Source organism: Sphingomonas sp. SphC10 (genome assembly GCF_057004845.1).
This window is the reverse complement of sequence record NZ_CM168044.1, coordinates 2157224-2182092: the sequence shown is the minus strand read 5'-3', so window position 1 is coordinate 2182092 and position 24869 is coordinate 2157224. Positions and strand designations below refer to the sequence as shown.

Genomic DNA, 24869 nt, shown 5'->3' with positions numbered 1-24869 from the left:
GCCTGTGCAATATTAGCGCATGACACCGCCGCATTCCGTCTGTTAGCCCTATGCCCATGCCCGTTTCGGCCGCCGCATCCGCCCGCGAGATCCTCGTTCGTCTGCACGACGTGATGGCGTCGCGCACCCCCGCCCAAGCCAAGCTGAATCAGGTGGTCCAGATCATCGGCGAGGCGATCGGCAGCGAGGTCTGCTCGATCTATCTGCTGCGCGAAGGGGTACTGGAACTGTTCGCGACGCGTGGCCTGGCCGAGGAGGCGGTCCACGTCACCAAGCTGGCGATGGGCGAGGGGCTGGTCGGCACCATCGCCGAGGATGTCGAGGTGCTGAACCTGGACGAAGCGGCGAGCCATCCCGACTTCGCCTACAAGCCCGAAACCGGCGAGGACCGTTTCCACAGCTTTGCGGGCGTGCCGATCATCCGGCGCGAGCGGGCGGTGGGCGTGCTGGCGGTCCAGCATAGCGAACCGCGCAAATATGCCGATGTCGAGATCGAGGCGCTGCAGACCGTCGCGATGGTGTTGTCCGAGCTGATCGCCAATGCCGGGCTGATCGACGCGGCGGGCGCGGCGGGCACGCGGCCGCAGATGACCGCGACGATCCGCCTGTCGGGCCAGAAGCTGGTCGAGGGCATGGGCAGCGGCTTTGCCGTCTATCACCAGCCGCGCATCGTCGTCGAACACACGGTCGCCGAGGACATCGATGCCGAGCGCCGCCGCGTCTATGCCGCGTTCGACAAGATGCGCGAACAGATCGACCGCATGGCGCGCGAGGCCGAGTTCGGCGTCGCGGGCGAGCATGTCGAGGTCATCGAGACCTACAAGATGTTCGCCTATGACGAGGGCTGGGCGCGCCGCATCAACGAGGCGATCGATAGCGGCCTGACCGCCGAGGCGGCGATCGAACGGGTGCAGCAGCGCACGCGCCAGCGGATGCGCCAGATCGACGATCCGTTGCTGGCCGATCGAATGCACGATCTGGAGGACCTGTCCAACCGGCTGCTACGCATCGTGTCGGGCCAGATGGGCACGGCGGCGCAGCTGGGCCTGCGCCAGGACACGATCCTGATCGCGCGCAACCTGGGGCCGGCCGAGCTGCTGGAATATGACCGGCGGCGGCTGAAGGGCGTGATCCTGGAGGAAGGATCGCTGACCGCGCATGTCATCATCGTCGCGCGCGCCATGGGCGTGCCGGTGCTGGGGCGGGTCAGCGACGTGCGCCGCCAGATCGCGGACGGCGACCAGCTGCTGCTCGACGTATCGGAGGGCAGCGTGCTCGTCCGACCCTCGTCGGCGATGGAGGAGGCGTTCGACGCCAAGCTGGAGCTGCGGCAGAAGCGCCGCGCGGCCTTTGCGGCGCTGCGCGACGTGCCGCCGGTGACCAAGGACGGCCACCGTGTCACCCTGATGGTCAATGCCGGGCTTCGCGACGACGCCGCCGCGCTCGACACGACGGGGGCGGACGGCATCGGCCTGTTCCGCACCGAGTTTCAGTTCCTGGTCTCCGCCACCCTGCCGCAGCGCGAGCGGCAGCAGCGCCTGTACCGCGACGTGATGGAGGCGGCGGGCGACCGGCCGGTCGTGTTCCGCACCATCGATATCGGCGGCGACAAGGCGCTCCCTTATCTCAACACCGATCCGGGCGACGAGGAGAACCCGGCCATGGGCTGGCGAGCGCTGCGCCTGGCGCTGGAGCGTGACGGCCTGATGAAGGCGCAGGCCCGCGCGCTGATCGAGGCGGGGGCGGGGCGCACCCTGAACGTCATGTTCCCGATGGTGTCCGAAGCCTGGGAGTTCGACGAGGCCAAGGCGCTGTTCGAGGCGCAGCGGGCCTGGCTCGGCTCGCGCGGGCGTCGTCTGCCGCTCGACGTGCGTTACGGCGCGATGCTGGAAGTGCCCGCGCTGGCGGAACAGCTCGACCTGATCCTGCCCAATGTCGACTTCCTGTCGATCGGCACCAATGACCTGACCCAATTCCTGTTCGCCGCCGATCGCGCGAACCCCAAGCTGGCCGAGCGCTATGATTGGCTCAGCCCCTCGATCCTGCGCTTCCTGCGCCGGGTGGTCGGACCCGCGCGTGAGGCGGGCGTGCCGGTCGGCGTCTGCGGCGAGATGGGCGGGCGTCCGCTGGAGGCGATGGCGCTGATCGGACTGGGCATCGACCGGCTGTCGATCACCCCGGCGGCGGTCGGCCCGGTGAAGGCGATGATCCGCTCGCTCGACCGGGACGCGATCACCGCCGAGATGGCCCGGCTGCTCGCGCATCCCGTGCGTGACATGCGCGGGGCGCTTGGTGCCTGGGCTGCGACGAACGGTGTGGAATTGGCCTGATCCAGGTCAGGGGTTCGCGTTGACTTGATCCCAGCCGTCTGAAAGAACGACCGCGATCATGGGGTGGGCCATGGTCGCTTCGGAGTTGAGAATGGACGAGGTCAATCCCGGCCACGATGCCGCGCCGGCGGCACCTGCCCGCGCCGGTGACGTCCTGCGCACAGCGCGCGAGGCGCAGGGGCTATCGCTGGGCGATATCGGTGCGCGCACGCGCATCCCCAGCCGCCATCTCGCGGCGATCGAGGCATCCGATTATCAGAGCCTGCCGTCGGCCACCTATGCGGTCGGCTTCGCCAAGGCCTATGCCCGGGCGGTCGGCGCGGACGAGGTCGCCATCGCGCAAGCCGTGCGCGCCGATGTCGACAGGCTGGGCCGCCGCGTCACCGAATATGTACCCCAGGATATCGCCGATCCGGCGCGCGTGCCGTCGCGCGGGCTGGCGATCGTCGGTGTCGGCCTGGCGCTGGCGCTGCTCGTCATCGCGGGACTGTGGTATGGAACCGATCTGTTCCGCCGCGACCGCACCGCGCAGGAGGTGCCCGCCGCGACCCCGCTGACCAATGCGTCCGCGCCCGCACCCACGCCAGCCCCCAGCCCGACGCCGGTGACGACGGGCAAGGTGGTGCTGACCGCCAATGGCGAGGTGTGGCTGCGCGTCTACGACGCCGACAATGTCACGCTGAAGATCGGCACGCTGAAGCCCGGCGAAAGCTATGAGGTGCCCGCCACCGCCAAGGGGCCGCTGCTGAATGTCGGTCGCCCCGACAAGTTGAGCGTGACCCTGGACGGCAAGCCCATCCCACCGCTGGGCGATGGCTCGCGCGCGATCAAGGACGTGCGGCTCGATCCGGAGGCGATCGGCGCGCGGCTGTCGGGTGCTCCGGCCGCTGCTGCCGCGCCGACGCCGACCGTGCGGACCCCGCTGCGTGAGCGGACGGAACGCCGTTCGACGCGTGCTGCGAGCGGCGAGACCGGCGGCAACGCCCTGACGGCGCCCGCGCCCTCGCCTTCGCCCGCCACCACCGCACCGGCGGACCTGTAAGAAGCGGAAATCTTCAGGCTGGAGACAGCCGGGGCAGGGCAGGGTGGTCCTGTCCCTTTCATAATCAGCCCACCGGGGGGTGAAACCGATGCGTAACCTGTTGCTGGCCGGGGTCGCGGCCGTGATGATCCTGCCGACCGCCGCCATCGCCCAATCCAATGTCGAGGGCCGGGTCGGCAAGCTGGAAAGCGAGATGCGTGCGGTCCAGCGCAAGGTATTCCCGAACGGCGCGGGCGGCTATGTCCAGCCCGAGATCACCGCGCCGCAGACCCAGGCCCAGGCACCGGGCGTTCCCGCCTCCAGCGCGCTGTCGGACCTGACCTCCCGCGTGACCTCGCTGGAGGAGCAGATGGCCGGACTGACCGGCCAGATCGAGCAAAACGGGTATCGCACCCGCCAGCTTCAGGATCAGTTCGACGCCTATAAGCGCGCCACCGAAACGCGCTTGAAGGCATTGGAATCCGGCCCTGCGCCGATCGCCCCGGCCGGGCAGAGCGTCCCGCTCGACACGCCTGCTCCCGTCAGCGGATCGACGCGCCCGACCAAGACCCCGGCGGCGGCCTCGGTGGTCACCGGCGATACCGCGACCTCGACCCCGGCGGCGGCGGTCGACAAGCCGTCGACCGGCGATCCGGCGGAGGACGCCTATCTCTATGGCTATCGCCTGTGGCAGGCCAAGCGCTATCCGGAAGCGGAAGCCGCGCTGAAGAAGGTGGTCGCCGACTATCCCAAGAGCCGCCGCGCCAGCTTCGCCCAGAACCTGTTGGGGCGTACCTATCTCGACTCCGGCAAGCCCAGCCTGGCGTCGATGGCCTTTTATGAGAATTACAAGAAATACCCGGACGGCGAGCGGGCGCCCGACAGCCTGCTTTACCTCGGCCAGGCGCTGACCAAGCTCAACAAGGCGGCCGATGCCTGCAAGGTTTATGACGAACTGAGCGACGTGTACGGCGCCAAGCTGTCCGCCGCGATGAAGAGCCAAATCGCCAGCGGCCGCAGCGCGGCGAAGTGCCAGTAGTATAAATGTATTCCTCCCCTTTTGAGGGGGAGAACGACATTGTCTTGAATCATCGCAAGCCCCTCCCCTTCAGGGGAGGGGCTTTTCCACGAGCGCCGCGCTTGCCGATACGCCCCACCCCCGGCCCCTCCCCTGAAGGGGAGGGGTGGGTCCATCTCATATGATTCCGCTCTCGCCGAGGAATGCGCAGAGCCACGAAACCTCTTGCACTGGTGCGGCGGAAGGGCCAGAGCGCGCGCATCCCTGACCAGTTTTGAGAGCATCATGGCCACCGATGCCACGGCCGACGATCAGATTGCGCGCTTTGTCGCCGATCTGACGCTTCTTCACGATCCCCATGCCGATGCGGCGCCACTGTTGCTGGCGGTGTCCGGCGGGCCCGACAGCATGGCGATGCTGACGCTGGCGGCGGCGGCCTTTCCGGGGCGTATCGCGGTCGCGACGGTCGATCATGGACTGCGGCCCGAAGCGGCGGACGAGGTGCGGATGGTCGCCGATCATTGCGCCCAATTGGGTGTCCCGCATCACGCCCTGCGCCCGGAAACGCCGATCGCCGGGGCGAGCATCCAGTCCCAGGCGCGCGACGTGCGCTATGCCCTGCTCGCCGCACAGGCGCGTGCGATCGGGGCAGCGGCCATCCTGACCGCGCATCATGCCGACGACCAGGCCGAAACCTTCCTGATGCGCGCGGCGCGCGGGGCCGGGCTGTCGGGCCTGTCGGGCGTGCGGGCGCGGACGGTGATCGCCGATGCGGTCGTGCTGCGCCCGCTGCTCGATTGGCGGCGTGCCGAGCTGCGCCGGATCGTTCGCCGCGCCGAGGCCCCGTTCGTCGACGACCCCGCCAATCACGACCCGCGCCATGACCGCACGCGCTTTCGGCAATTGCTCGACGGCCATGAGTGGCTGGGCGTGGCACAGTTGGCCCGTGCGGCGGCGCAATTGGCCGAGGCGGATACCGATCTTCGCGCGACGGTCGACTGGCTGTGGCAGGATCGGGTGCAGATCGACGGCGACAATGTCCGGATTCAGGCCGCCGACCTGCCGCGCGAGCTGGGCCGCCGTCTGGCCCGGCGCGCGATCGGCACGGTCCGCACCGCCGCCGGGATCGAAAGCCCGGCGTGGAGCGAAGGCAGCAACATCGAAAAGCTGCTCGAAGCGCTGTCGCAGGGCAGCCGCGCGACCCAGGCCGGAGTGATCGCCAGCGTCCGCTCCGGCATCTGGCGCTTCCGGCCGGCTCCCCCGAGGAAGACGGGCTGACGTTTTACGATCCTCCCTGCGCGAAGCGCGGGGAGGGGGACCGCCGCGAAGCGGTGGTGGAGGGGCCTGGGTCGCTCCGCCCCTCCACCATGCTGCGCATGGTCCCCCTCCCCAAGCAGAGCTTGGGGAGGATTGCTTCCAGCCCGATCACATTGATCGGTCTTGTTCCATTGCCATTAACCTCGTCATGCCTATCTTGGCACTGAAAGGTATCCGGCACCGATGAACGACAACGACAAGCAGCAGAGCCCCGATCCCAATGGGGGCGGCAACCCCTGGATGAAGAGCCTGTTGATCTGGGTGGGCATCCTGATGGCGCTCGCCCTGTTCGTCAGCCTGTCGGGCGCGGGTTCGTCGGCGCAGAGCGGCAACCAGATCGAATATTCGACCTTCCTGGACAAGGTCGACGAGGGCACAGTGAAGACCGCGACCATCTCGCGCGAGTCGATCACCGGCACGCTGTCCTCGGGCGAGAAGTTCCGCACCACCCCGGTGCCCGACTCGCAGCTGATCCCGCGTCTGCGCGAGAAGGGCGTGACCTTCACGGCGAAGACCGAGGAAGGGCCGTCCATCTGGATGCTGATGCTCTATAATTCGCTGCCGTTCCTGCTGTTCATCGGTATCGCCTTCTTCGTTCTGCGCCAGATGCAGAAGGGCGGCGGTGCCAGCGGCGCGATGGGCTTCGGCAAGAGCCGCGCCCGCATGCTGACCCAGAAGGAAGGCAAGGTAACGTTCGACGATGTGGCCGGCATCGACGAAGCGCGCGAAGAGCTGCAGGAAATCGTCGAGTTCCTGAAAGACCCGTCGAAGTTCGCCCGTCTGGGCGGCAAGATCCCGAAGGGCGCGCTGCTGGTCGGCTCGCCGGGCACCGGCAAGACGCTGCTCGCCCGCGCCATCGCGGGTGAGGCGGGCGTGCCCTTCTTCACCATTTCGGGTTCGGATTTCGTCGAGATGTTCGTCGGCGTCGGTGCCAGCCGCGTGCGCGACATGTTCGAACAGGCCAAGAAGTCGGCGCCGTGCATCGTCTTCATCGACGAGATCGATGCGGTCGGCCGTCATCGCGGTGCGGGCCTGGGCAATGGCAATGACGAGCGCGAGCAGACGCTGAACCAGCTGCTGGTCGAGATGGATGGTTTCGAGGCCAATGAAGGCATCATCATCATCGCTGCGACCAACCGCCCCGACGTGCTCGACCCCGCGCTGCTGCGCCCCGGTCGCTTCGATCGCCAGGTCGTCGTGCCCCGCCCGGATATCGACGGCCGCGTGAAGATCCTCGAAGTCCATATGAAGAAGGTGCCGCTGGCCCCCGACGTCGACGCCCGCGTCATCGCGCGCGGTACGCCGGGCTTCTCGGGCGCGGATCTGGCCAACCTCGTCAACGAGGCCGCGCTGATGGCGGCGCGCAAGGGCAAGCGCCTGGTCGCCAATGCCGAGTTCGAGGAAGCCAAGGACAAGGTCATGATGGGCGCGGAACGCCGCTCCATGGTCATGACCGAGGACGAGAAGCGGATGACCGCTTATCACGAGGCGGGCCATGCGGTCATCGCGCTGCATGAACCGGCGTCGGACCCGATCCACAAGGCGACGATCATCCCGCGCGGTCGTGCGCTGGGCATGGTGATGCGCCTGCCGGAACGCGATTCGTACAGCTATCACCGCGACAAGATGTACGCGAACCTGGCGGTGGCCATGGGCGGTCGTGTCGCCGAGGAGATCATCTTCGGTTATGACAAGGTGTCGAGCGGCGCGAGCGGCGACATCCAGTACGCCACGGGTCTGGCCCGCGACATGGTCACGAAGTGGGGCATGTCCGACAAGGTCGGCCCGGTCGAATATGCCCAGCCGGAAGGCGAGAGCTTCCTGGGCTATTCGTCCAGCCAGCCGGTGCGTATGTCCAACCAGACCGCGCAGCTGATCGACGACGAGATCAAGTCGATCGTCGAGGGCGGTCTGCATCGCGCCAAGCACGTGCTGACCGAGCATGTCGACCAGCTCCATCTGCTGGCCGGTGCGCTGCTCGAATATGAAACGCTGTCGGGTGACGAAATCAAGAAGCTGATCGCGGGCGACGATATCGGTCGCGACGACCCCAAGGCCAAGGCGACGCCGATCGCCAAGGCGGGGACCTCGATCCCGAAGACGCGGCGCGGCAGCGGGCCGTTCGGTTCGCCGAGCCCGCTGGGGGCGTAATCTTCCCGCTAGGCTGACGAAAGGGCCGTCCCCGATGAGGGGGCGGCCTTTTTGTTTTGGTGTTGCCCCGTGGCCTTCGACTTCGCTCAGCCCGAACGGAGGCGAAAGCAGGCGGCAACCTATTAAGTCGATGCGAGCCCCTCCCCTTCAGGGGAGGGGTTGGGGTGGGGCCTCTCCACGAACGCCGGGCTTGCGGAAGCGCCCCACCCGCGGCCCCTCCCCTGAAGGGGAGGGGTGGAACCATCTCGGACCAGTAGAATCTCGGCGCTATCTTCACGAAACGCCGGGTGCGCATCCTCCCACTCCATTCCGCCTGAGTGCAATGGAAGGCCACGCCCAGCCGCCCCCCGCGCAATCAACCCTGGCCCCCGTCACCCCACACCACTAAGCTCTCCTCACAATCGCGAGGATACCGGCACCTATGCCGGACCTGTGACCGTAGTGGAGGATGCCCGCATGACCGATATCCCCCCGACTGAATCCGTGCGCGACCGCGCGGTGCGTATCTATGACGCCTTCACCCATGAGCATCACGACCGCCGCACCCTCTTGCGCCAGATGACCGCGCTGGCCGGATCGGCCGCCGCCGCCGAGGCGCTGATCCTGGGTATCTCCGCCAGTCCCGCCGCCGCCGCGCAGACCGACCCCCATGATACCCGGCTGCGCATCGACCGTCGCGAGGGGATGGAGGCGGGCGCGCGCTCGGCGGCCTATCTCGCCAGCCCCAAGGGCATGAGAAAGCGGCTCGGCACGGTGCTGGTCATCCATGAGAATCGCGGCCTTACCCCGCATATCGAGGATGTCGCGCGGCGCATCGCGTTAGCCGGGTTCCATGCGATCGCGCCCGATCTGTTAGCCCCGCAGGGCGGTACACCGGCGGATGAGGATCGCGCGCGAACGCTGATCGGCACGCTCGACTATGATCTGGCGCTGGCCCAGGCGCGGGCGATGATGGGACATGCCGCCACCGACAAGACGGGCACCGGCCGCGTCGGCGCGGTCGGCTTTTGCTGGGGCGGGGCGTTCGTCAACCGGCTGGCGGTGGCGGCAGGCCCGGCGCTGTCCACGGGCGTGGCCTATTACGGCCCCGCACCGATTCCCGGCGAGGCGGCGAAGGTCCGGTCGCCGCTGATGCTGCATTATGCGGGCAAGGATGCGCGCGTGAATGCGACCGGCGAGCCTTGGGTCGCGGCGTTGAAGGCGGCGGGGCGGCCGGTCGAGGCCTTTACCTATCAGGGCGTCGACCATGCCTTCAACAACGACAGCTCCGCCGAGCGCTATAATGCGGCGGCGGCAGCCCAGGCCTGGTCGCGGACCATCGCCTTTCTGCACCGCCATCTCGACCGCGCCTGACTTTGTCCCTCACATCGCCTTGGAGAGCCTGATGACCGCCGACCTGACGTTGTACACCAACCCCCAGTCGCGGGGCCGCATCGCCCGCTGGATGCTTGAGGAGACGGGGGCGATCTATGACACGGTCGTGCTGGATTACGGGACGACGATGATCGCGCCCGACTATCGCGCGATCAATCCGATGATGAAGGTTCCCGCCATCGTCCATCGCGGCCAGGTGGTGACGGAGACGGCGGCGATCTGCGCCTATCTGGCGGAAGCTTATCCCGATGCCGAACTGTCGCCCTTGCCGCAGGAGCAGGCGCGTTATTATCGCTGGCTGTTCTTCGCAGCAGGGCCGCTGGAGGCCGCGATCACCAATCGCGCGATGGGCGTGGAGCCAACCGTCGAGCAGCAGCGTATGGCGGGCTATGGCGATTTCGAACGGGCCGTGGGCGTCGTCGGCGCAGCGGTGGCCGAGCATCCCTATATCACCGGCGAGCGCTTCACGGCGGCGGATGTCTATCTGGGATCACAGTTGATGTGGTTCACCCAGTTCGGGCTGATCCCGAAGACCGATGCGATCATGGCCTATATCGGTCGCTTGCAGGATCGTCCCGCGCATCGGCGTGCCACCGCGCTGGACGATGGCAAAAGCGCGGAAGACGCCTGACGATCAGACCGAAGAGGCGGCTCCCGCCTGCTGATGGGCGTTGCGCAGCATTTCGAGCCCGGCGGCGATGTGGTTGCCCGCCAGCGGCTGGTTCAACGCATCCGCACCGTCCATCGCGGCCTTTGCGAAGGCGATGACCTGCTCGAAAGTAACGCCATGCTCACTCATCTTCGGTTCCATTTCCACCGCAACGCCTCTGTTCCAACGTCCTAGCGACTCGACGTGAACATATCCTAAACCGCAATAACATTTAGCGCGATATGCAAATAAGGATGGTCTGCCTCTGGACTGCCCCCCGGTGGGACACCGGGGGGCAACCGAGCCTTCAGCGCATCAGCACCAGTTCCTCCGACATGGTCGGATGCAGCGCGACGGTGGCGTCGAACTGTGCCTTGGTCAGGCCGGCCTTCACCGCGATGGCGGCGGCCTGGAGAATTTCGGGCACGTCGGGACCGATCATGTGCAGCCCGACCACGCGGCCGGTGTCGCCGTCGCACACCATCTTGTAGAGCGCGCGTTCCTCGCGGCCTGCCAGCACATTCTTCATCGGGCGGAAGTCGGAGGTGTAGACCTGCACCGATCCCAGCGTCTGCTTCGCCTGTGCCTCGGTCATGCCGACGCCCGCCATCGGCGGATGGCTGAACACGGCGGCCGGGATGCAGTCATAGTCGACGCGGGTCGGCTTATTGCCGAACACCGTATCGGCAAAGGCCTGTCCCTCACGGATCGCGACGGGGGTCAGCTGGACTCGGTTGGTCACGTCGCCCACCGCATAGATGCTGGGGCAGGTCGAGCAATTGTCCTCGTCTACCTTGATCGCGCCATGATCGTCGAGCTCGACGCCCGCCGTCTCCAGCCCCAGGCCATGGGTATTGGGCAGGCGGCCGGTCGCGAACATCACCAGGTCGACGATCATCGGCTCGTGGTTGGACATGGATACCTTCAGGCAGCCATCGTCCATCTTCTCAATCCCTTCGAACGTCGCGTCGAAGCGGAACTCAATGCCCTTCATCATCGAAATCTGGAGCAGCCGGTCGCGGATCGTCAGGTCATAGCCGCGCAGGATATCCTTGCTGCGGTTGATCAGCGTGACGTGCGCGCCGAACTGGTGGAAGACGCCCGCAAATTCATTGGCGATATAGCCCGCACCCGCGATCAGCACGCGTTTGGGAATCGCGTCGAGATGGAACGCCTCGTTGGAGGTGATGCCATGCTCATGGCCGGGGCAGGAGGGGACGGCCGGATGCGCGCCGACCGCGATCAGGATACGCTCGGCGGTCTTCTCGGTCCCGTCGGCCAGGCGGACGCTGTTCGGGCCGGTGACGACGGCACGCTGGTCGATGATCTCGACATTGTGGCTTTCCAGCGTCTTCTTGTACGCACCGTTCAGCCGGTCGACCTCCGACAGGACATTGTCGCGCAGCGTTTCCCACGAAAATTCGCAGTCGCTCGGCACCTGCCAGCCGAAGCGGCGGGCGTCCTTCAGATCCTCGGCGAAATGCGCGCCATAGACGAGCAGCTTCTTCGGGACACAGCCGCGAATGACGCAGGTGCCGCCGACGCGATATTCCTCGGCCACCGCCACGCGCGCACCATGCGCCGCCGCGACCCGCGAGGCGCGCGTGCCGCCCGAACCCGCCCCGATGACGAACAGGTCATAGTCATAGTCAGCCATGGGATCGGTTTCTCCGGGAAGTCAGAAAGCGCGGGTGTGCAGCCCGCCTAAAAGCACAACGGGGGACGCCGAGCCAAGTTCAGCGTCCCCCTGACAGTGATCGGAAATTCAAAATTCCTCCCCAAGCACAGCTTGGGGAGAGGGACCGCGCCCGCAGGGCGTGGTGGAGGGGCTGGAACGCTCGCTGGCGGTGACACCCCTCCGTCATCGCTACGCGATGCCGCCTCCCCTTGCAGGGGAGGATCGTTACTCCCCGAACGCCCGCTTGATCAGATCCTCGGTCGAGGGATCGAAATCCTGCCCGCCCTGGTCGGCGGCCTTGGCCATTTCCTTGCCCAACTCGACGCCGAACTGGTCGAAGCTGTTGATGCCCAGCAGCACGCCGTTCACGAACACGCGATGCTCGTAAAAGGCGATCAGCGCGCCCAGCGTGCGCGGGTCGAGCGTGTCGAGCAGGATGGTCGAGGACGGACGATCGCCCGAATAGCTGCGCGCGGGGTCATCGACCGTCTTGCCCTTCATCAGTGCCGCACCCTGCGCAAAGGCGTTGAGCAGCAGCTGGCGGTGATGATCGTCGCTCAGCACATCGCCCGGCTCGATGACCGCGATGAACTCCACGGGGACGAGGTGCGTGCCCTGGTGGAGCAGCTGGAACACCGCATGCTGCGCATCGGTGCCGACGCCGCCCCAGGTGATCGCGGCGGTCGGCCGTCCGACGGGCTGGCCGTCGACGGTCACGCCCTTGCCGTTCGACTCCATCTCCAGCTGCTGGAGATAGGAGGGGAGCAGGCGCAGGCGCTCGTCATAGGCGAAGGGCGCGCGCGTCTCGGCATGGCGGACCTGGGTGTAGTACAAGTCGGCAAAGGCGGCGAGCGCGGGGGCGTTCTGCGCCAGGTCGGTCAGGCGGAAATGGCGGTCCATTTCGGCCGCGCCTTCCAGCAGTTCCTCGAACGCGTCCCAGCCCAGGCCCAGCGCCGCCGGGAAGCCGATCGTCGACCAGAGCGAATAACGGCCGCCGACCGATTCGGCGAACGGCAGGATGCGCGTCTCGTCGACGCCCCATTCGACCGCCTTTTCGGGATTGGCGGTCAGCGCGATGACCTTGCCATAAGGGTCCTCGACGCCGCTCTCGGTCATCCACTGAAGCGCCGAGGTGGCGTTCAGCATCGTCTCGGTGGTGGTGAAGGTCTTGGATGCGACGACCAGCAGCGTGGCGGCGGGGTCGAAGCGCTTGAACACCTCCTCCAGCGCGACGCCGTCGACGTTCGACACGATCGCCACGTCATAACGGTCGCTGTCACGGCCCAGCGCGTCGACCAGCAGGTCGGGGCCCAGCGCCGAGCCGCCGATGCCGATGTGCAGGACATGGCGGATCGGCCCCAGCGCTTCCGCCTCGATCGCGTCGATCAGCGCGCGCATCCGGGCGTGCGACTGGCGCGCCACGGCGACGCTTTCGGGATTGCCCTCGCCACGCTCGGCGGTGTGCTCGACCGCGCGGCCTTCGGTGACGTTGACGACCTCGCCCCCGAACAGCGCGTCACGCTTGGCGGCCAGCCCGCTCGCCTTGGCGAGCTCGGCGAAGGCGGCGACGGCCTCGCGGGTCAGATGGGTCTTGGACCAGTCGAAATGGATACCCGCCACATCCAGGCTGAGCGAGGCCAGCCGGTTGGGATCATTCGCGAAAAGATCGAGAAGCGGGGTCTGCGGGAGCGATTCGATCGTCGACCAGTCGGCAGCCATGATGCCTGTTCCTTCCTTGCGCATGCCCCGGGGGGCTTCCCTTACGGCGTTAGCCAAAGCGGGTGCGCAAAGCCAAGCCTTAGATTGGTATTGTGTGGCGGGCCGCTCAACTATGGCACGGAGAGGGCGGTTCGGCGGCGACGATCCATTGCCCATAGAGGCGCAGGCCGCACGCCTTCGCCAGCGCGACGGACGCGATATTGTTGATCTGGCAGCGATATTGCGGTTCGAGGCCCTGACCTCGTACAAAGTCGAGCATCGCCAGAACGACGGCGCGGGCGGCGCCTTTGCCTCGCGCATCGGGCAGGGTCAGGACACCCAGATCGGCAAACGGGCTGTTCTCCCACAGCATTGCACTGGCCGCGCTGATCAGCCGATCGCCATCGAAGCAGCCGAAGACGGCCCAATGATCCCATTCGACGAACGCATCCTCGCGGTCAGCCTCGGGCGCTTCATGATGAAAGATGTCGAAGGCGCTGCGGTCGCCCGGCGTCAGCTTGCGTGCCGACCGCGCGGGCGTGGGGATGGGGCCGTCCTCGGGCAGGTAGAACAGATGGTCGGGATCGTGGAAGGCGATGCCGGACTCAATCAGCGCTGCTCTCCGGTCTTCGATCGACGGGGACGGCGGCGTGAGTTGTCCAAGACACGCTGCGAGTTCGGGGCGGACCGTCATCCGCGAGGGGGCACCGTCCCTTGTCAGGATCATGGCAGGCCGCTTGTGCGACAGGGAAGGATTAACCGTACAGCTGTCCGGACCCAGCGCATCGCCTGCGAACTGCGCCTGCCAATATTCCGGGATACGTGGCGAAAAGTCCGTCATCCTGTCAACTTCCGCGCAGGCGTGGGTCGGCCCTACCGATGCTTTACCGCCACCGGATCGCGGACCACGCCGACATCGGCGAAGCGCTTCGGTTCGGCGGGATGCGCCGCCGGTTCGGCCAGTTCGCGCTGCCAATAGCCCACGTCGATCCAGCGGCTATGCTTGTGGCCGACCTCGCGGAAGACGCCCGCGCGGCGGAAGCCGACGGCTTCGTGCAGCTTGATCGAGCCGTCATTGGGCAGCGCGATGACACCCATCGCCTGGGTGAAGCCTTGCGCGGTCAGCGTGTCGACCAGCGCCTCGTACAACAGCCGCCCGATGCCCGACCGCTGCGACACGTCGGCGACATAGATGGTCGTCTCCACCACCCAACGATAGGCCTCGCGCTCGCGGAAGCGCGCGGCATAGGCATAGCCGATCACCGCATCTTCGCGGCCCTCTTCATCGGCCAGCGTCGCGACGATCCAGGGATAGAGGCCGTCCGCCCCCTCCATCCGCGCGCGCATCGTGTCGGCGTCGGGGGCCTGGGTCTCGAAGGAGACGACGCCCGCCAGCACATGCGGCGCATAGATGGCGGCGATGGCGGCGGCGTCATCGGGGCGGGCGGCGCGGATGGCGATCATGGGGGTAGCGTCTCCTGAAGCGATGGGCCTGCGTAGCGCGGGGATGTGCGGTTCGGAAGGGGCCAACGTCCTGCACCCTTTCGCGACACAATCCCCCCTCCGTTCGCACTGAGCGAAGTCGAAGTGCACGTCCCGTGCTATCCTCCCCGGGGAATCCCTTGGCCTTCGACTTCGCTCAGGCTGAACGGGGGGGGGGATCCGCTCAGAGCCCCAAGCGCGCGATCAGCAGGTCGAGCAGCCGCTCGTCGCTGGCTGAGCCTATGGGCCCCAGCGCGCCGCATTCCAGGCACTTCGCCTGCACCGACCCGCCCCGCGCCAGCCGCGCGACATCGCCCAGTGCGCGGGCCGCGACGGCGCGGCGCTCGGCCGCCGCGATGGCGAAGACGTCGCCGCCCTGCTGGCCGTCATCGTCGCTGTCGAACCCTTCGGCCAGTACCGCCGCAAAGCCCGGCTTCTTCTCCAGATATTCCGGATAGACCTTGGCCGGGTCCAGCTTGGCGCGGCGCGCGGCCTCGGCAATGGCATCGGACAGGTTGCCGAAGCGGTCGACCAGCCCGATCTGGCGCGCGGTGCCGCCGTCCCACACCCGACCCTGCGCGATGGTGTCGACCTTTTCCGGCGTCATGTGACGCGCCTCAGCGACGCGGGTCAGGAACTGGCGATAGCCATTCTCGATCCCAGCCTGCAGGATGGTGTCGAGCATCGGCGTCGTGCCGCCCAGCACGTCGGGCTGGCCGGTCAGCGGCGTGGTCTTCACCCCGTCGGTGGTCACGCCGATCTTGGCCAGCGTATTCTCGAAGGTCGGGATGATGCCGAAAATGCCGATCGACCCGGTGATCGTGCCGGGCTCGGCGAAGATCAGGTCGGCCGAGGTCGAAACCCAGTAACCGCCCGACGCCGCCAGGCCGCCCATCGAGACGATGACGGGCAGCTTCTGCCGCTTGGCCTCCAGGATCGCCTGGCGAATCTGCTCGGACGCCAGCACCGAGCCGCCCGGCGAATCGACGCGCACGACCAGCGCCTTCAGGTTCTTCTTGGCCAGGCCGTCGAGCAGCGCCTTGGACACCGTCTCGCCCGCGGCGGTGCCGGGACCGGCCTCGCCATCGACGATATTGCCCGCGATGGTCAGCACGCCGATCGCATCGCCCTTGGTCGGCAACGGATTGGCGCGCACCCAGGAGGCGTAGGAGATGGTGCGGAACGAGCCTGCGGGCTTGTTCGCCTCGGCCCCTGCGATCTGGGCCACGCGCTTGCCGAAGGCCAGCTTGTCGCCCAGCTTGTCGACCAGCCCGGCCTTCAAATTGGCGTCGGCGATGCTGCCGTTGGACGCCAGCACGGCGCGGTCGGGCTGGGTCAGGAAGGCGTCGATCTGCGCCTTGGGCCGCGCCTTGGCCACGGCTTCGCGCCACTGGGCGAACAGCGTGCCGTACAGCGCCTGCGACGCGGCGCGCGCATCGGGGCTCTGGTCGCTGCGGATATAGGGTTCGACGAAGGATTTGAACTTGCCGACGCGGTAGACATGGGTGGTGACGCCCAGCTTGTCGATCAGGCCCTTGTAATAGAGCTGGTTGCCGCCCGGCCCGGTGAACAGCGTGCCGCCCAGCGGATTGACCCAGACCTCGCTGGCGTTGGCGGCCAGGCGATAGGCGCCGTCGGTATAGGCGGTGGCATAGGCGAGCACCGGCTTGCCGCCCTTGCGAAAACGCTGGATCGCGTCGCCGACCTCCTGAAGGGTCGCCGGATAGGCCCCGCCGAACGCGTCCAGATCGAGGACCAGCACCTTGACCCGGCCATCGTCCTTGGCGGTATCGATCGCGCGGACCAGATCGCGCAGGCGATATTCGTGCGGGACGCTGCGCCCCGACAGCATGGCGAGCGGCGCGACCGTTTCGGGCTGTTCGACGATCGGGCCGTCCAGCTTCAGCAGCAGCGCGCCGTCGGTGATCGCCTTGGTCCCCGGCCGGGCGTTGAGCGCGGCGAAGATCAGGCCGAAGAACAACAGCATCGCGGCCAGCACCAGGAAATCCTTGATGCCGACCAGCAGCCGCCAGGCACCGCGTACCAGCCGCCAGCCGCTACGCCGTCCGGGCTTGCGCCCTGGTCGGCTGAAATCCTGGTCGAGCGGGGAGGCGGGGGGAATTGCGTCGGCGCGGGCGTCGGTCATCCCCTATCGCTACCCCAGCGGGGGATGCTCGGCAATGGTCCGTATTACCGGGCCAATACGCAGCAAGGCCGCCGGAATTTGTTCCCGCGCCTGCCACGGCCCGTCGAAATTTTTTGCCGGCGGGCGTTGACGGCCTGAATGCCCGTTCACATATCCGGTCGCGTTGGCACTCGCATGGCTCGAGTGCCAGAAAAGTGTAACACGCCAGATTAAAGGGACATGGCAATGAACTTTCGTCCGTTGCACGACCGCGTTCTCGTCCGTCGCGTCGAGGCCGAGGAAAAGACGGCTGGCGGGATCATCATCCCGGATACCGCCAAGGAAAAGCCCCAGGAGGGCGAGGTCGTCGCTGCCGGCACCGGTGCCAAGGCCGAAGACGGCAAGGTCACGCCGCTCGACGTGAAGGCGGGCGACCGCATTCTGTTCGGCAAGTGGTCGGGCACCGAGGTCAAGGTGAACGGTGAAGACCTGCTCATCATGAAGGAATCGGATATCCTCGGCATCATCGGCTGAGCGACCGGTTTTCCTCCCGTTTTTTCTGACATTCTATTGAAAGGGTAGCCACCATGGCAGCCAAGGAAGTCAAGTTTTCGCGCGACGCGCGTGAGCGCATTCTGAAGGGCGTCGACATCCTCGCCGATGCCGTCAAGGTCACGCTGGGTCCGAAGGGCCGCAACGTCGTGATCGACAAGTCGTTCGGTGCCCCGCGCATCACCAAGGACGGCGTTTCGGTCGCCAAGGAAATCGAACTGAAGGACAAGTTCGAGAACATGGGCGCCCAGATGGTGCGCGAAGTGGCGTCGAAGACCAACGACATCGCCGGTGACGGCACCACCACCGCGACCGTCCTGGCCCAGGCGATCGTCCGCGAGGGCATGAAGTCGGTTGCGGCCGGCATGAACCCGATGGACCTGAAGCGCGGCATCGACATCGCCGTCGCCAAGGTGACCGAGGACATCAAGTCGCGTTCGAAGCCCGTGTCGGGTTCGTCGGAAGTGGCGCAGGTCGGCATCATCTCGGCCAATGGCGACCGTGAAGTCGGCGAGAAGATCGCCGAAGCCATGGAAAAGGTCGGCAAGGAAGGCGTGATCACCGTCGAGGAAGCGAAGGGTCTCGATTTCGAGCTCGACGTCGTCGAGGGCATGCAGTTCGACCGCGGCTATCTCTCGCCCTACTTCATCACCAACCCGGAAAAGATGACGGTCGAACTGAACGACCCGTACATCCTGATCCACGAGAAGAAGCTGTCGAACCTGCAGGCGATGCTCCCGATCCTGGAAGCCGTCGTCCAGTCGGGCCGTCCGCTCCTGATCATCGCCGAGGACATCGAGGGCGAGGCTCTGGCCACGCTCGTCGTCAACAAGCTGCGCGGTGGCCTGAAGGTCGCAGCGGTCAAGGCACCGGGCTTCGGCGATCGTCGCAAGGCGATGCTGGAAGACATCGCCATCCTGACCGCGGGCGAGCTGATCTCGGAAGACCTGGGCATCAAGCTCGAGACCGTCACCGTCGGCATGCTGGGCACCGCCAAGCGCGTCACGATCGACAAGGACAACACCACCATCGTCGATGGTGCGGGTGAAGCCGACGCGATCAAGGGCCGCACCGAGGCGATCCGTGCGCAGATCGAGAACACCACCAGCGATTACGACCGCGAGAAGCTCCAGGAGCGTCTGGCCAAGCTCGCTGGCGGCGTGGCCGTGATCAAGGTCGGTGGTGCGACCGAAGTCGAGGTCAAGGAGCGCAAGGACCGCGTCGACGACGCGCTGCACGCGACCCGCGCGGCCGTCGAAGAGGGCATCGTCCCGGGCGGTGGTACGGCGCTGCTGTACGCGACCAAGGCGCTGGACGGCGTCAAGGGCGTCAATGACGACCAGACCCGTGGTATCGACATCGTTCGCAAGTCGCTGACCGCGCTGGTTCGCCAGATCGCTCAGAACGCCGGTCATGACGGTGCGGTCGTGTCGGGCAAGCTGCTCGACCAGGACGACACCTCGTTCGGCTTCAACGCGTCGACCGACACCTATGAGAACCTGGTGGCCGCCGGCGTGATCGACCCGACCAAGGTCGTCCGCACCGCGCTCCAGAACGCGGCGTCGGTCGCGGGCCTGCTGATCACCACGGAAGCCACCGTGGCCGAGCTGCCCGAAGACAAGCCCGCCATGCCCGCCGGTGGCGGCATGGGCGGCATGGGCGGCATGGACTTCTAAGTCGGATCGGGGACCGGCGGGGCTTGCCCGCCGGGAACCGGACCGGCCTTGTCCTTGCGGCAATGCCAAAGAAAGGCCCGGGGAGCGATCCCCGGGCCTTTTTCCATGCGCCCTGCATGCCACCCCCTTTCAGCCTGAGCGAAGTCGAAGGCCATGGGACTCGCTCGGGGTTGCAGGCGGGGCATGCACTTCGACTTCGCTCAGTGCGAACGGATGAGGGGAGGTCCCGTACCCCGGCGAAGGCCGGGGTCCAGTTTCAATTCTCTTGAGGGGGAGTAGAACAGCGCGTGGGAGGCAGTTTGACCCGCTTCGTTGTTGCCTCCCCGCATCGCCGCGCGCGCCATCGGCCACACCGCAACTGGGCCCCGGCCTTCGCCGGGGAACGGCAGGGGCATAGAAAAAGGCGGCCGGACCTTCGCCCGACCGCCTTTCCCGTAACCCGAAAACCCGAGCCGCTTACGCGCCCGCGTTCTTCAGTGCCGCCTGCACGTCCGACCAGCTGACCGCGCCCTTCAGCGGCTTGCCGTTCAGGATGAAGGTCGGGGTGCCCGTCACGGTCCCGTCGGCGCCGCGATCCTGGGTCTGCTTGGTCAGGCGGTCGATCTGCGTCATGTCGCTCAGGCACTGGCGCGCCTTGGCTTCGGGGATGCCGCGCTGCTTGACGAAGTTGACCAGGTCCATCTGGTCGGCCAGCGCCTTGATGACGTCGACCGGCTTGGCGGTCTGCAACTGCTGCTGCATCGCCGGGCTCATCGCCTGGAGCTTGTCGTTGAAGCCCTGCTGCGACTGGTACATCTGTTCCAGCACCGGGAAGAAGGTCGCCTCGCCCGCGCAGATGCCGAGCAGCGCCGGGGGAAGATCGGGCGCGCCGTGGATCAGGAACTCGCGGAATTCCCAGCTGACCTTGCCCGACTTGACGTAATTATTCGTCAGCGGGTCATAGCCCTCCCGCGCGAACGCGCCGCAGGCCGGGCACAGGCGCGAGCCATATTCGACCAGCTTGATGGGCGCATTGGGGTTGCCCATCACATAACCCTCGGCGGTCTTGCTGACGACCTGGGTCCAGTCCTGGCCCGCAGGCGCAGCGACCGCGGGCAGCGGCGACGCGGCCGGGGCGCTGCCGTTGGCGTCGCCATTGCCGCCACCGCAGGCAGCCAGCGCCAGCGGAAGGGTGAGGAGGAGGAGGCGAGACTTCATCGACATATGCTCCGAAGGAAAAGAAGGATTTAGCGGGCGCCGCCTGCGCGCAACAGCGGCAGCAGCTTGTCCCAGGAAAACACGCCCATGGCCTGTTTGCCGTTGATGAAGAAGCCCGGCGTGCCCTCGATCGAGTCGGGGGCGGCGGTGGTCATCGCGACGATCCGATCGGTGGCGGCGCGGTCCGACAGGCAGGCGGTGATCTGCGCATCGCTCAGCCCGGCGCTCTTGCCGATCGCGGTCAGCCCCGATCCGTCCGCTTCCGCCCGCATCTGCGCGGCGGCGGGATAGGCGGCGATCCGCTGGCCATTGGCCTGGTCGAACTCCATGCCGCGCTTCAACCAGTCGCGCTGCTGCGCAAAGATCGTGTCGCTCAGTCCGGCGAACCTGGCCGCCCCGCCGCAGCGCGCGATGAGGGCAGCGGCCAGGTCCAGCCGGTCGCGGATGAAATGGCGGATCTCGATGCTGGTCGATCCGGACCGGACCATCTGTCCTTTCAGCACCGGCGCCGATTCGGTGGTGAAGACGGCGCAATGCGGACAGGTATAGCTGACATATTCGACCAGCTTCACCCGCGCCGCCAGATTGCCGATCACATAGGCCCCGGCGGGTGTCTGGGTGACATGGCTCGCCCAGTTCACGCCCTTGCGCTGGGCCTGGGCGGCCTGAGCCGAACCGGCGGAGACAGCGAGGCCGAGCGCGGCCAGCGACAGGAAAAGACGCATCACGACACCTTGGGAAGGCCGCGCGTCGCAGCGACGCCCGCGGCAAGCGATTCGAGCACGGCGCGAAGCTCCGGATCGGCGATCTGGCGCAAGCCGTCGCCCATCTCCGGCGGCACCGGCTGCGGCTTGGGTGGCGCGGCGCGGCGGGGGGCTGCCATGGGCAGTTCGCCCTGGCGGATTTGAAGCCGGGCGACCGCCGGATAGCCGAAGAAGCGATTCACCCGCTCGATGATCTCGGGTGCGATATGCTGCATCATCGGTGCGTGGGCACCGCGCACGACCAGCGTCAGCACGCCGTTCTGCTTCTCGCCTTGCGGAAAGCGAATCGATTCGGGGGCGCTGGCGGTGGACAGGCGCGGGCCGACAATATCGGGCCAGCGGCTGACGATCGCGCTCTGGACGAAACCGAAGCGGCGAAAGGCCGCGCCGCCGATGGCGGGCAGCAGTTCGGACACCGCGCGGGGGCGGTTGGAACGGGGGGGCGGCTCCTGGGGGGCGCGGACGCGCTTGCTCATATCCGTCCCCATGCCATAGCGGGCGGGTGGACGCCAAGCATTCATCATCGCCCGACAATCCCGCCGCCCGGCTGCTCGCCTGGTATGACCGGTACGCCCGCGAACTGCCTTGGCGCAGCCGTCCGGGGGAGGTGCCCGACCCCTATCGCGTCTGGCTGTCCGAGGTGATGCTGCAACAGACGACGGTGGCGGCGGTCACGCCCCGCTTCACCGCCTGGGTGGCGCGCTGGCCCGATGTCGCCAGCCTGGCGGCGGCGTCCGACGAGGACATCATGGCCGCCTGGGCGGGGCTGGGCTATTATGCCCGCGCCCGCAATCTGGTGAAGGCCGCGCGGGCGGTGGTCGCCGAGCATGGCGGGCGCTTTCCGCAGACCGAGGCGGGCTTACGCGCGCTGCCGGGGCTGGGCGCCTATACGGCGGCGGCGGTGGCGGCGATCGCGTTCGGCGAGCGGGCGGTGGTCGTCGACGCCAATGTCGAGCGGGTCGTCGCCCGGCTGTTCGCCATCACGACCCCGCTGCCCGCCGCGCGGCCCGCGATTCGCGAGGCCACCGACCGGATTACGCCCGACGCACGCGCGGGCGATTTCGCGCAGGCAATGATGGATCTGGGTTCTTCCGTCTGCACGGTGAAGAAGCCGCAATGCCTGCTCTGCCCGATCGCGGTGGATTGTAGGGCGAGGGCGGAAGGGATTGCCGAGACGCTGCCCGCCAAGGCGCCGAAGAAAGCGCGGCCCTATCGTCACGGCACCGTCTTCTGGATCGAGCATGAGGGCCGCGTCTGGCTGGTCCGCCGCCCGGACAAGGGGATGCTGGGCGGCATGCGCGCGTTGCCGACCGGGCTCTGGGTCGATGAGCGGCCGGGGCTGGCCGATGCGCCGGGGCAGGGGCCATGGACGATGCTGAACGAGACGGTCGTACATGGCTTCACCCATTTCGAACTCGAACTGGCGCTGGCCCGCACCGATGGCGAGCCGGACGATTCGAGCATGGGCGAATGGTGGCTGATCGCCGATCTGGGAACCGCAGGGCTGCCCACCTTGTTCGCGCGGGCAGCCGATCTGTTGAAAAGGGTCTGATATCAATGATTCGTCGAGTGATGATGACAAGCGGGGCAATGCTGGCCTTGCTGGGTGCCGCCGCCCCCGCGCAGGTGGCGCAGACCCCGAGGGCGCAAGCCACGAACGCGCTGCCCGCTACCCAAGCACTGTTCGACACCTATGTCCGGTCGGGCAAGATGCCCGGCATCGTGGCCGCGATCGGGCTGCCGGGACGGCCGCCGATGTTCGTAGCGGCAGGCCGGACCGCGATCGAGCCGAACGCGCCCGCCGCCACCCCCGATACGCTGTGGCGGGTCTATTCGATGACCAAGCCGATCACCGCCATGGCCGCGATGATCCTGGTCGAGGAGGGCAGACTGAAGCTCGACCAGCCGCTGTCTGATATCTATCCGGCCTATAAGACTATGCGGGTGCTGACCAATCCGCAGGCCTCACTCGACAGCCGTCCGGCGACCAAGCCGATCACCATCCGCGAACTGATGACCCATACGGCGGGGCTGGGGTACAGCTTCACCGCCAAGGGGCCGTTGCTCCGCGAATATGAACGGCTGGGTCTGGTGCCCTTTGCCGCCAATGCGCAGGTCGAGGCCAAGGTTCGCCCGACCCGCCCCGCGACCCTCCAGCAATTCGCCGAGCGCGCGGCCACCGCGCCGCTGATCGCAGAGCCGGGTACGCGCTGGAGCTATTCGATGGGCCTGGACGTGCTGGCGGCGGTGGTCGAGAAGGTGTCGGGCATGCCGTTCGAGCGGTTCGTCCAGACCCGTCTCTTCACGCCCTTGAAGATGAACAGCAGCTATTGGCAGGTGCCCGCTTCGGCGGCGAACCGGCTGGTCACCAACTATACCTTCCTGGGCGACCGGATGGTGCCGGTCGATCCGGCGGCGACCTCGGTCTTTCGCTTGGCCCCCAGCTTTCCCTATGGCGGCGCGGGGCTGGTCATGTCGGCGCGCGACTATGATCGCTTCCTCCAGATGCTCCAGAATGAGGGGCAGGTCGACGGCGTCCGGGTGATGAAGCCCGAGACGGTGAAGCTCGCCATGTCCAACCTGCTGCCCGCAGGCGTCACCTATGGCTCGGTGACGGGCGCGAGCGGCGGCAGCGGGGGCGAGGTGCCGACGGGTTATGGCGCGGGCGGATCGGTGACGCTGGCCGATACGCCGGGCGGGCCGGGCAAGGGCACCTATGGCTGGGGCGGGGCGGCGGGCACCATCGCCTATGTTGATCCGACCCGGCATGTGCGGGGCACGGTGATGGTCAATTACTTCCCCGCCGACCGCTATCCTTTGCGCAGCGATCTGGCGACGGCGCTTTACAAGGATCTGGGGCGGATGGCGAAGTGACGACCCTGGGATTTACCGGCGGGCGGCTGGATCGTGCCGACCCGCTGCGCCACGATCCGGCGGGTTTCGCGGCGGCGCTGGCCGACCCGGCGGCGCGGCTGCTGGTGCTGAACGACTATCAGCCGGTGATGGACGGCGGACGGCTGGGCTGGACCGCCATCGATGCGGATGCGGCCCCCGAGGACCATGTGCTGCTCGGCATCGAGGACGGGGTGCCGCATTTCGCCCGGTTGACCGGTGAAGCGGCGGTCGGCCGGTCGTTCGAGATGATCGCGGCGCTCCATGCGCTGGAGGCGGGCGAGGCGGCGACCTATGCGGCGGCGCGCTCGGTGCTCGACTGGCATGCGCGGCACGGCTTTTGCGCGAAATGCGGGGCGGCGACCGCGCCGTTCCGGGCTGGCTGGGGGCGGCATTGCCCCGCATGCGGGACCGAGCATTTCCCGCGCGTCGACCCGGTCGTCATCATGATCGCCGAGCATGACGGCCGTGCACTGCTGGGTCGACAGCCGGCCTTTCCGCCGGGGCGCTATTCGGCGCTGGCGGGGTTTCTGGAGCCGGGCGAATCGATCGAGGAAGCGGTGGCGCGCGAGTTGTTCGAGGAGGCAGGCGTGCGGGTTCGACACGTCCGCTATATCGCCAGCCAGCCCTGGCCGTTCCCGTCGTCGCTGATGATCGCCTGCGTCGCGGAGGCGGTGGATGACCGGCTGACCATCGATACGACCGAGCTGGAGGACGCGATCTGGGTTTCGCGTGACGAGGTGCGCGCGGCGCTGGCCGGGGACGGATCGCGGTTCGGCGTGCCGCCGTCTTACGCGATCGCGCATACGCTGCTGGAGGCTTGGGCAAAGTAATCCTCCCCGGTACGGGGAGGGGGACCAGCGAAGCTGGTGGAGGGGGCGTGCCTCAGGGGACGCCCTTTGTGGAAGCCCCCCTCCGTCAGGCCTGCGGCCTGCCACCTCCCCG

At 67.3% G+C, this 24869-nt stretch carries 21 protein-coding genes; 12 read left to right on the top strand and 9 right to left on the bottom strand.

All coding sequences use genetic code 11. From position 1 onward, the window contains the following. Positions 1–56: 56 nt before the first annotated feature. The 7 genes from ptsP to ACWKSV_RS09870 all read left to right on the top strand — a co-directional run bounded on the left by ptsP (position 57) and on the right by ACWKSV_RS09870 (position 9842). Complete coding sequence (ptsP, locus tag ACWKSV_RS09900; protein ID WP_076718379.1) at positions 57–2330, top strand: phosphoenolpyruvate--protein phosphotransferase; 2274 nt, start codon at positions 57–59, stop codon at positions 2328–2330. Between the two features lie 91 nt (positions 2331–2421). Then, positions 2422–3372 (top strand): helix-turn-helix domain-containing protein, encoded by a 951-nt coding sequence (locus ACWKSV_RS09895; protein WP_076717334.1) that lies wholly within the window; start codon positions 2422–2424, stop codon positions 3370–3372. 88 nt (positions 3373–3460) lie between these two features. After that, complete coding sequence (locus tag ACWKSV_RS09890) at positions 3461–4390, top strand: tetratricopeptide repeat protein (protein WP_076717332.1); 930 nt, start codon at positions 3461–3463, stop codon at positions 4388–4390. 264 nt (positions 4391–4654) lie between these two features. Then, positions 4655–5647, top strand: coding sequence for a tRNA lysidine(34) synthetase TilS (tilS, locus tag ACWKSV_RS09885; protein ID WP_076717330.1), 993 nt, complete (start codon positions 4655–4657; stop codon positions 5645–5647). 222 nt (positions 5648–5869) lie between these two features. Beyond that, complete coding sequence (gene ftsH, locus ACWKSV_RS09880; RefSeq protein WP_076717328.1) at positions 5870–7837, top strand: ATP-dependent zinc metalloprotease FtsH; 1968 nt, start codon at positions 5870–5872, stop codon at positions 7835–7837. A 456-nt stretch (positions 7838–8293) separates the two neighbouring features. Further along, positions 8294–9190: a dienelactone hydrolase family protein gene (locus ACWKSV_RS09875; RefSeq protein WP_076717327.1), complete on the top strand. Its 897-nt coding sequence runs from the start codon at positions 8294–8296 to the stop codon at positions 9188–9190. A 31-nt stretch (positions 9191–9221) separates the two neighbouring features. Further along, the gene (locus tag ACWKSV_RS09870) at positions 9222–9842 is read left to right on the top strand and encodes a glutathione S-transferase family protein (RefSeq protein WP_076718377.1); all 621 of its coding nucleotides are present in this window, start codon (positions 9222–9224) and stop codon (positions 9840–9842) included. A 3-nt stretch (positions 9843–9845) separates the two neighbouring features. On the opposite strand, the gene ACWKSV_RS09865 is transcribed toward ACWKSV_RS09870, so the two are convergent. The 6 genes from ACWKSV_RS09865 to sppA form a co-directional block, all read right to left on the bottom strand. Beyond that, positions 9846–10010 (bottom strand): hypothetical protein, encoded by a 165-nt coding sequence (locus tag ACWKSV_RS09865; protein ID WP_156361023.1) that lies wholly within the window; start codon positions 10008–10010, stop codon positions 9846–9848. 157 nt (positions 10011–10167) lie between these two features. Beyond that, positions 10168–11517 carry a glutathione-disulfide reductase gene (gene gor / locus ACWKSV_RS09860; protein WP_076717325.1) on the bottom strand — a complete coding sequence of 450 codons (1350 nt, stop codon included), beginning with the start codon at positions 11515–11517 and terminating at the stop codon, positions 10168–10170. Positions 11518–11763: 246 nt separating this feature from the next. Next, positions 11764–13257: a glucose-6-phosphate isomerase gene (gene pgi, locus ACWKSV_RS09855; protein ID WP_076718375.1), complete on the bottom strand. Its 1494-nt coding sequence runs from the start codon at positions 13255–13257 to the stop codon at positions 11764–11766. Positions 13258–13363: 106 nt separating this feature from the next. Continuing rightward, positions 13364–14077, bottom strand: a complete 714-nt coding sequence (locus tag ACWKSV_RS09850) for a GNAT family N-acetyltransferase (RefSeq protein WP_076717323.1) — start codon at positions 14075–14077, stop codon at positions 13364–13366. Positions 14078–14109: 32 nt separating this feature from the next. After that, entirely contained in the window at positions 14110–14700 is a 591-nt protein-coding gene (locus ACWKSV_RS09845; protein WP_076717321.1) for a GNAT family N-acetyltransferase, read from the bottom strand. 202 nt (positions 14701–14902) lie between these two features. Beyond that, positions 14903–16864, bottom strand: coding sequence for a signal peptide peptidase SppA (gene sppA / locus ACWKSV_RS09840; protein ID WP_083706699.1), 1962 nt, complete (start codon positions 16862–16864; stop codon positions 14903–14905). 225 nt (positions 16865–17089) lie between these two features. Between sppA and groES the strand changes: the two genes are divergently transcribed. Both groES and groL read left to right on the top strand, forming a co-directional pair. Further along, a complete protein-coding gene (groES, locus tag ACWKSV_RS09835; RefSeq protein WP_007405746.1) occupies positions 17090–17377 on the top strand; it encodes a co-chaperone GroES in 288 nt (95 codons plus the stop codon). Positions 17378–17430: 53 nt separating this feature from the next. Then, positions 17431–19071, top strand: coding sequence for a chaperonin GroEL (gene groL / locus ACWKSV_RS09830; protein WP_056431576.1), 1641 nt, complete (start codon positions 17431–17433; stop codon positions 19069–19071). A gap of 456 nt (positions 19072–19527) precedes the next feature. On the opposite strand, the gene ACWKSV_RS09825 is transcribed toward groL, so the two are convergent. From ACWKSV_RS09825 to ACWKSV_RS09815, 3 genes are read right to left on the bottom strand one after another with little or no spacing between them, the layout of a single operon-like run. Then, on the bottom strand, positions 19528–20268 hold the full coding sequence (locus tag ACWKSV_RS09825) for a DsbA family protein (RefSeq protein WP_076718371.1): 741 nt from the start codon (positions 20266–20268) through the stop codon (positions 19528–19530). A 29-nt stretch (positions 20269–20297) separates the two neighbouring features. Next, positions 20298–20993, bottom strand: coding sequence for a thioredoxin domain-containing protein (locus tag ACWKSV_RS09820; protein ID WP_083706698.1), 696 nt, complete (start codon positions 20991–20993; stop codon positions 20298–20300). Beyond that, on the bottom strand, positions 20993–21508 hold the full coding sequence (locus ACWKSV_RS09815; RefSeq protein WP_156361024.1) for a DUF721 domain-containing protein: 516 nt from the start codon (positions 21506–21508) through the stop codon (positions 20993–20995). Before ACWKSV_RS09815 ends, ACWKSV_RS09820 begins: the two co-directional genes overlap by 1 nt. A gap of 26 nt (positions 21509–21534) precedes the next feature. Here ACWKSV_RS09815 and mutY point away from each other — a divergent pair, with 26 nt between their 5' ends. From mutY to nudC, 3 genes are read left to right on the top strand one after another with little or no spacing between them, the layout of a single operon-like run. After that, positions 21535–22584, top strand: a complete 1050-nt coding sequence (gene mutY / locus ACWKSV_RS09810; RefSeq protein ID WP_172839690.1) for an A/G-specific adenine glycosylase — start codon at positions 21535–21537, stop codon at positions 22582–22584. A 23-nt stretch (positions 22585–22607) separates the two neighbouring features. Beyond that, entirely contained in the window at positions 22608–23906 is a 1299-nt protein-coding gene (locus ACWKSV_RS09805) for a serine hydrolase domain-containing protein (protein ID WP_443026392.1), read from the top strand. Next, positions 23903–24757 carry an NAD(+) diphosphatase gene (gene nudC / locus ACWKSV_RS09800; protein ID WP_076717316.1) on the top strand — a complete coding sequence of 285 codons (855 nt, stop codon included), beginning with the start codon at positions 23903–23905 and terminating at the stop codon, positions 24755–24757. The genes ACWKSV_RS09805 and nudC overlap by 4 nt, the downstream gene beginning before the upstream one ends. Positions 24758–24869: the final 112 nt, after the last annotated feature.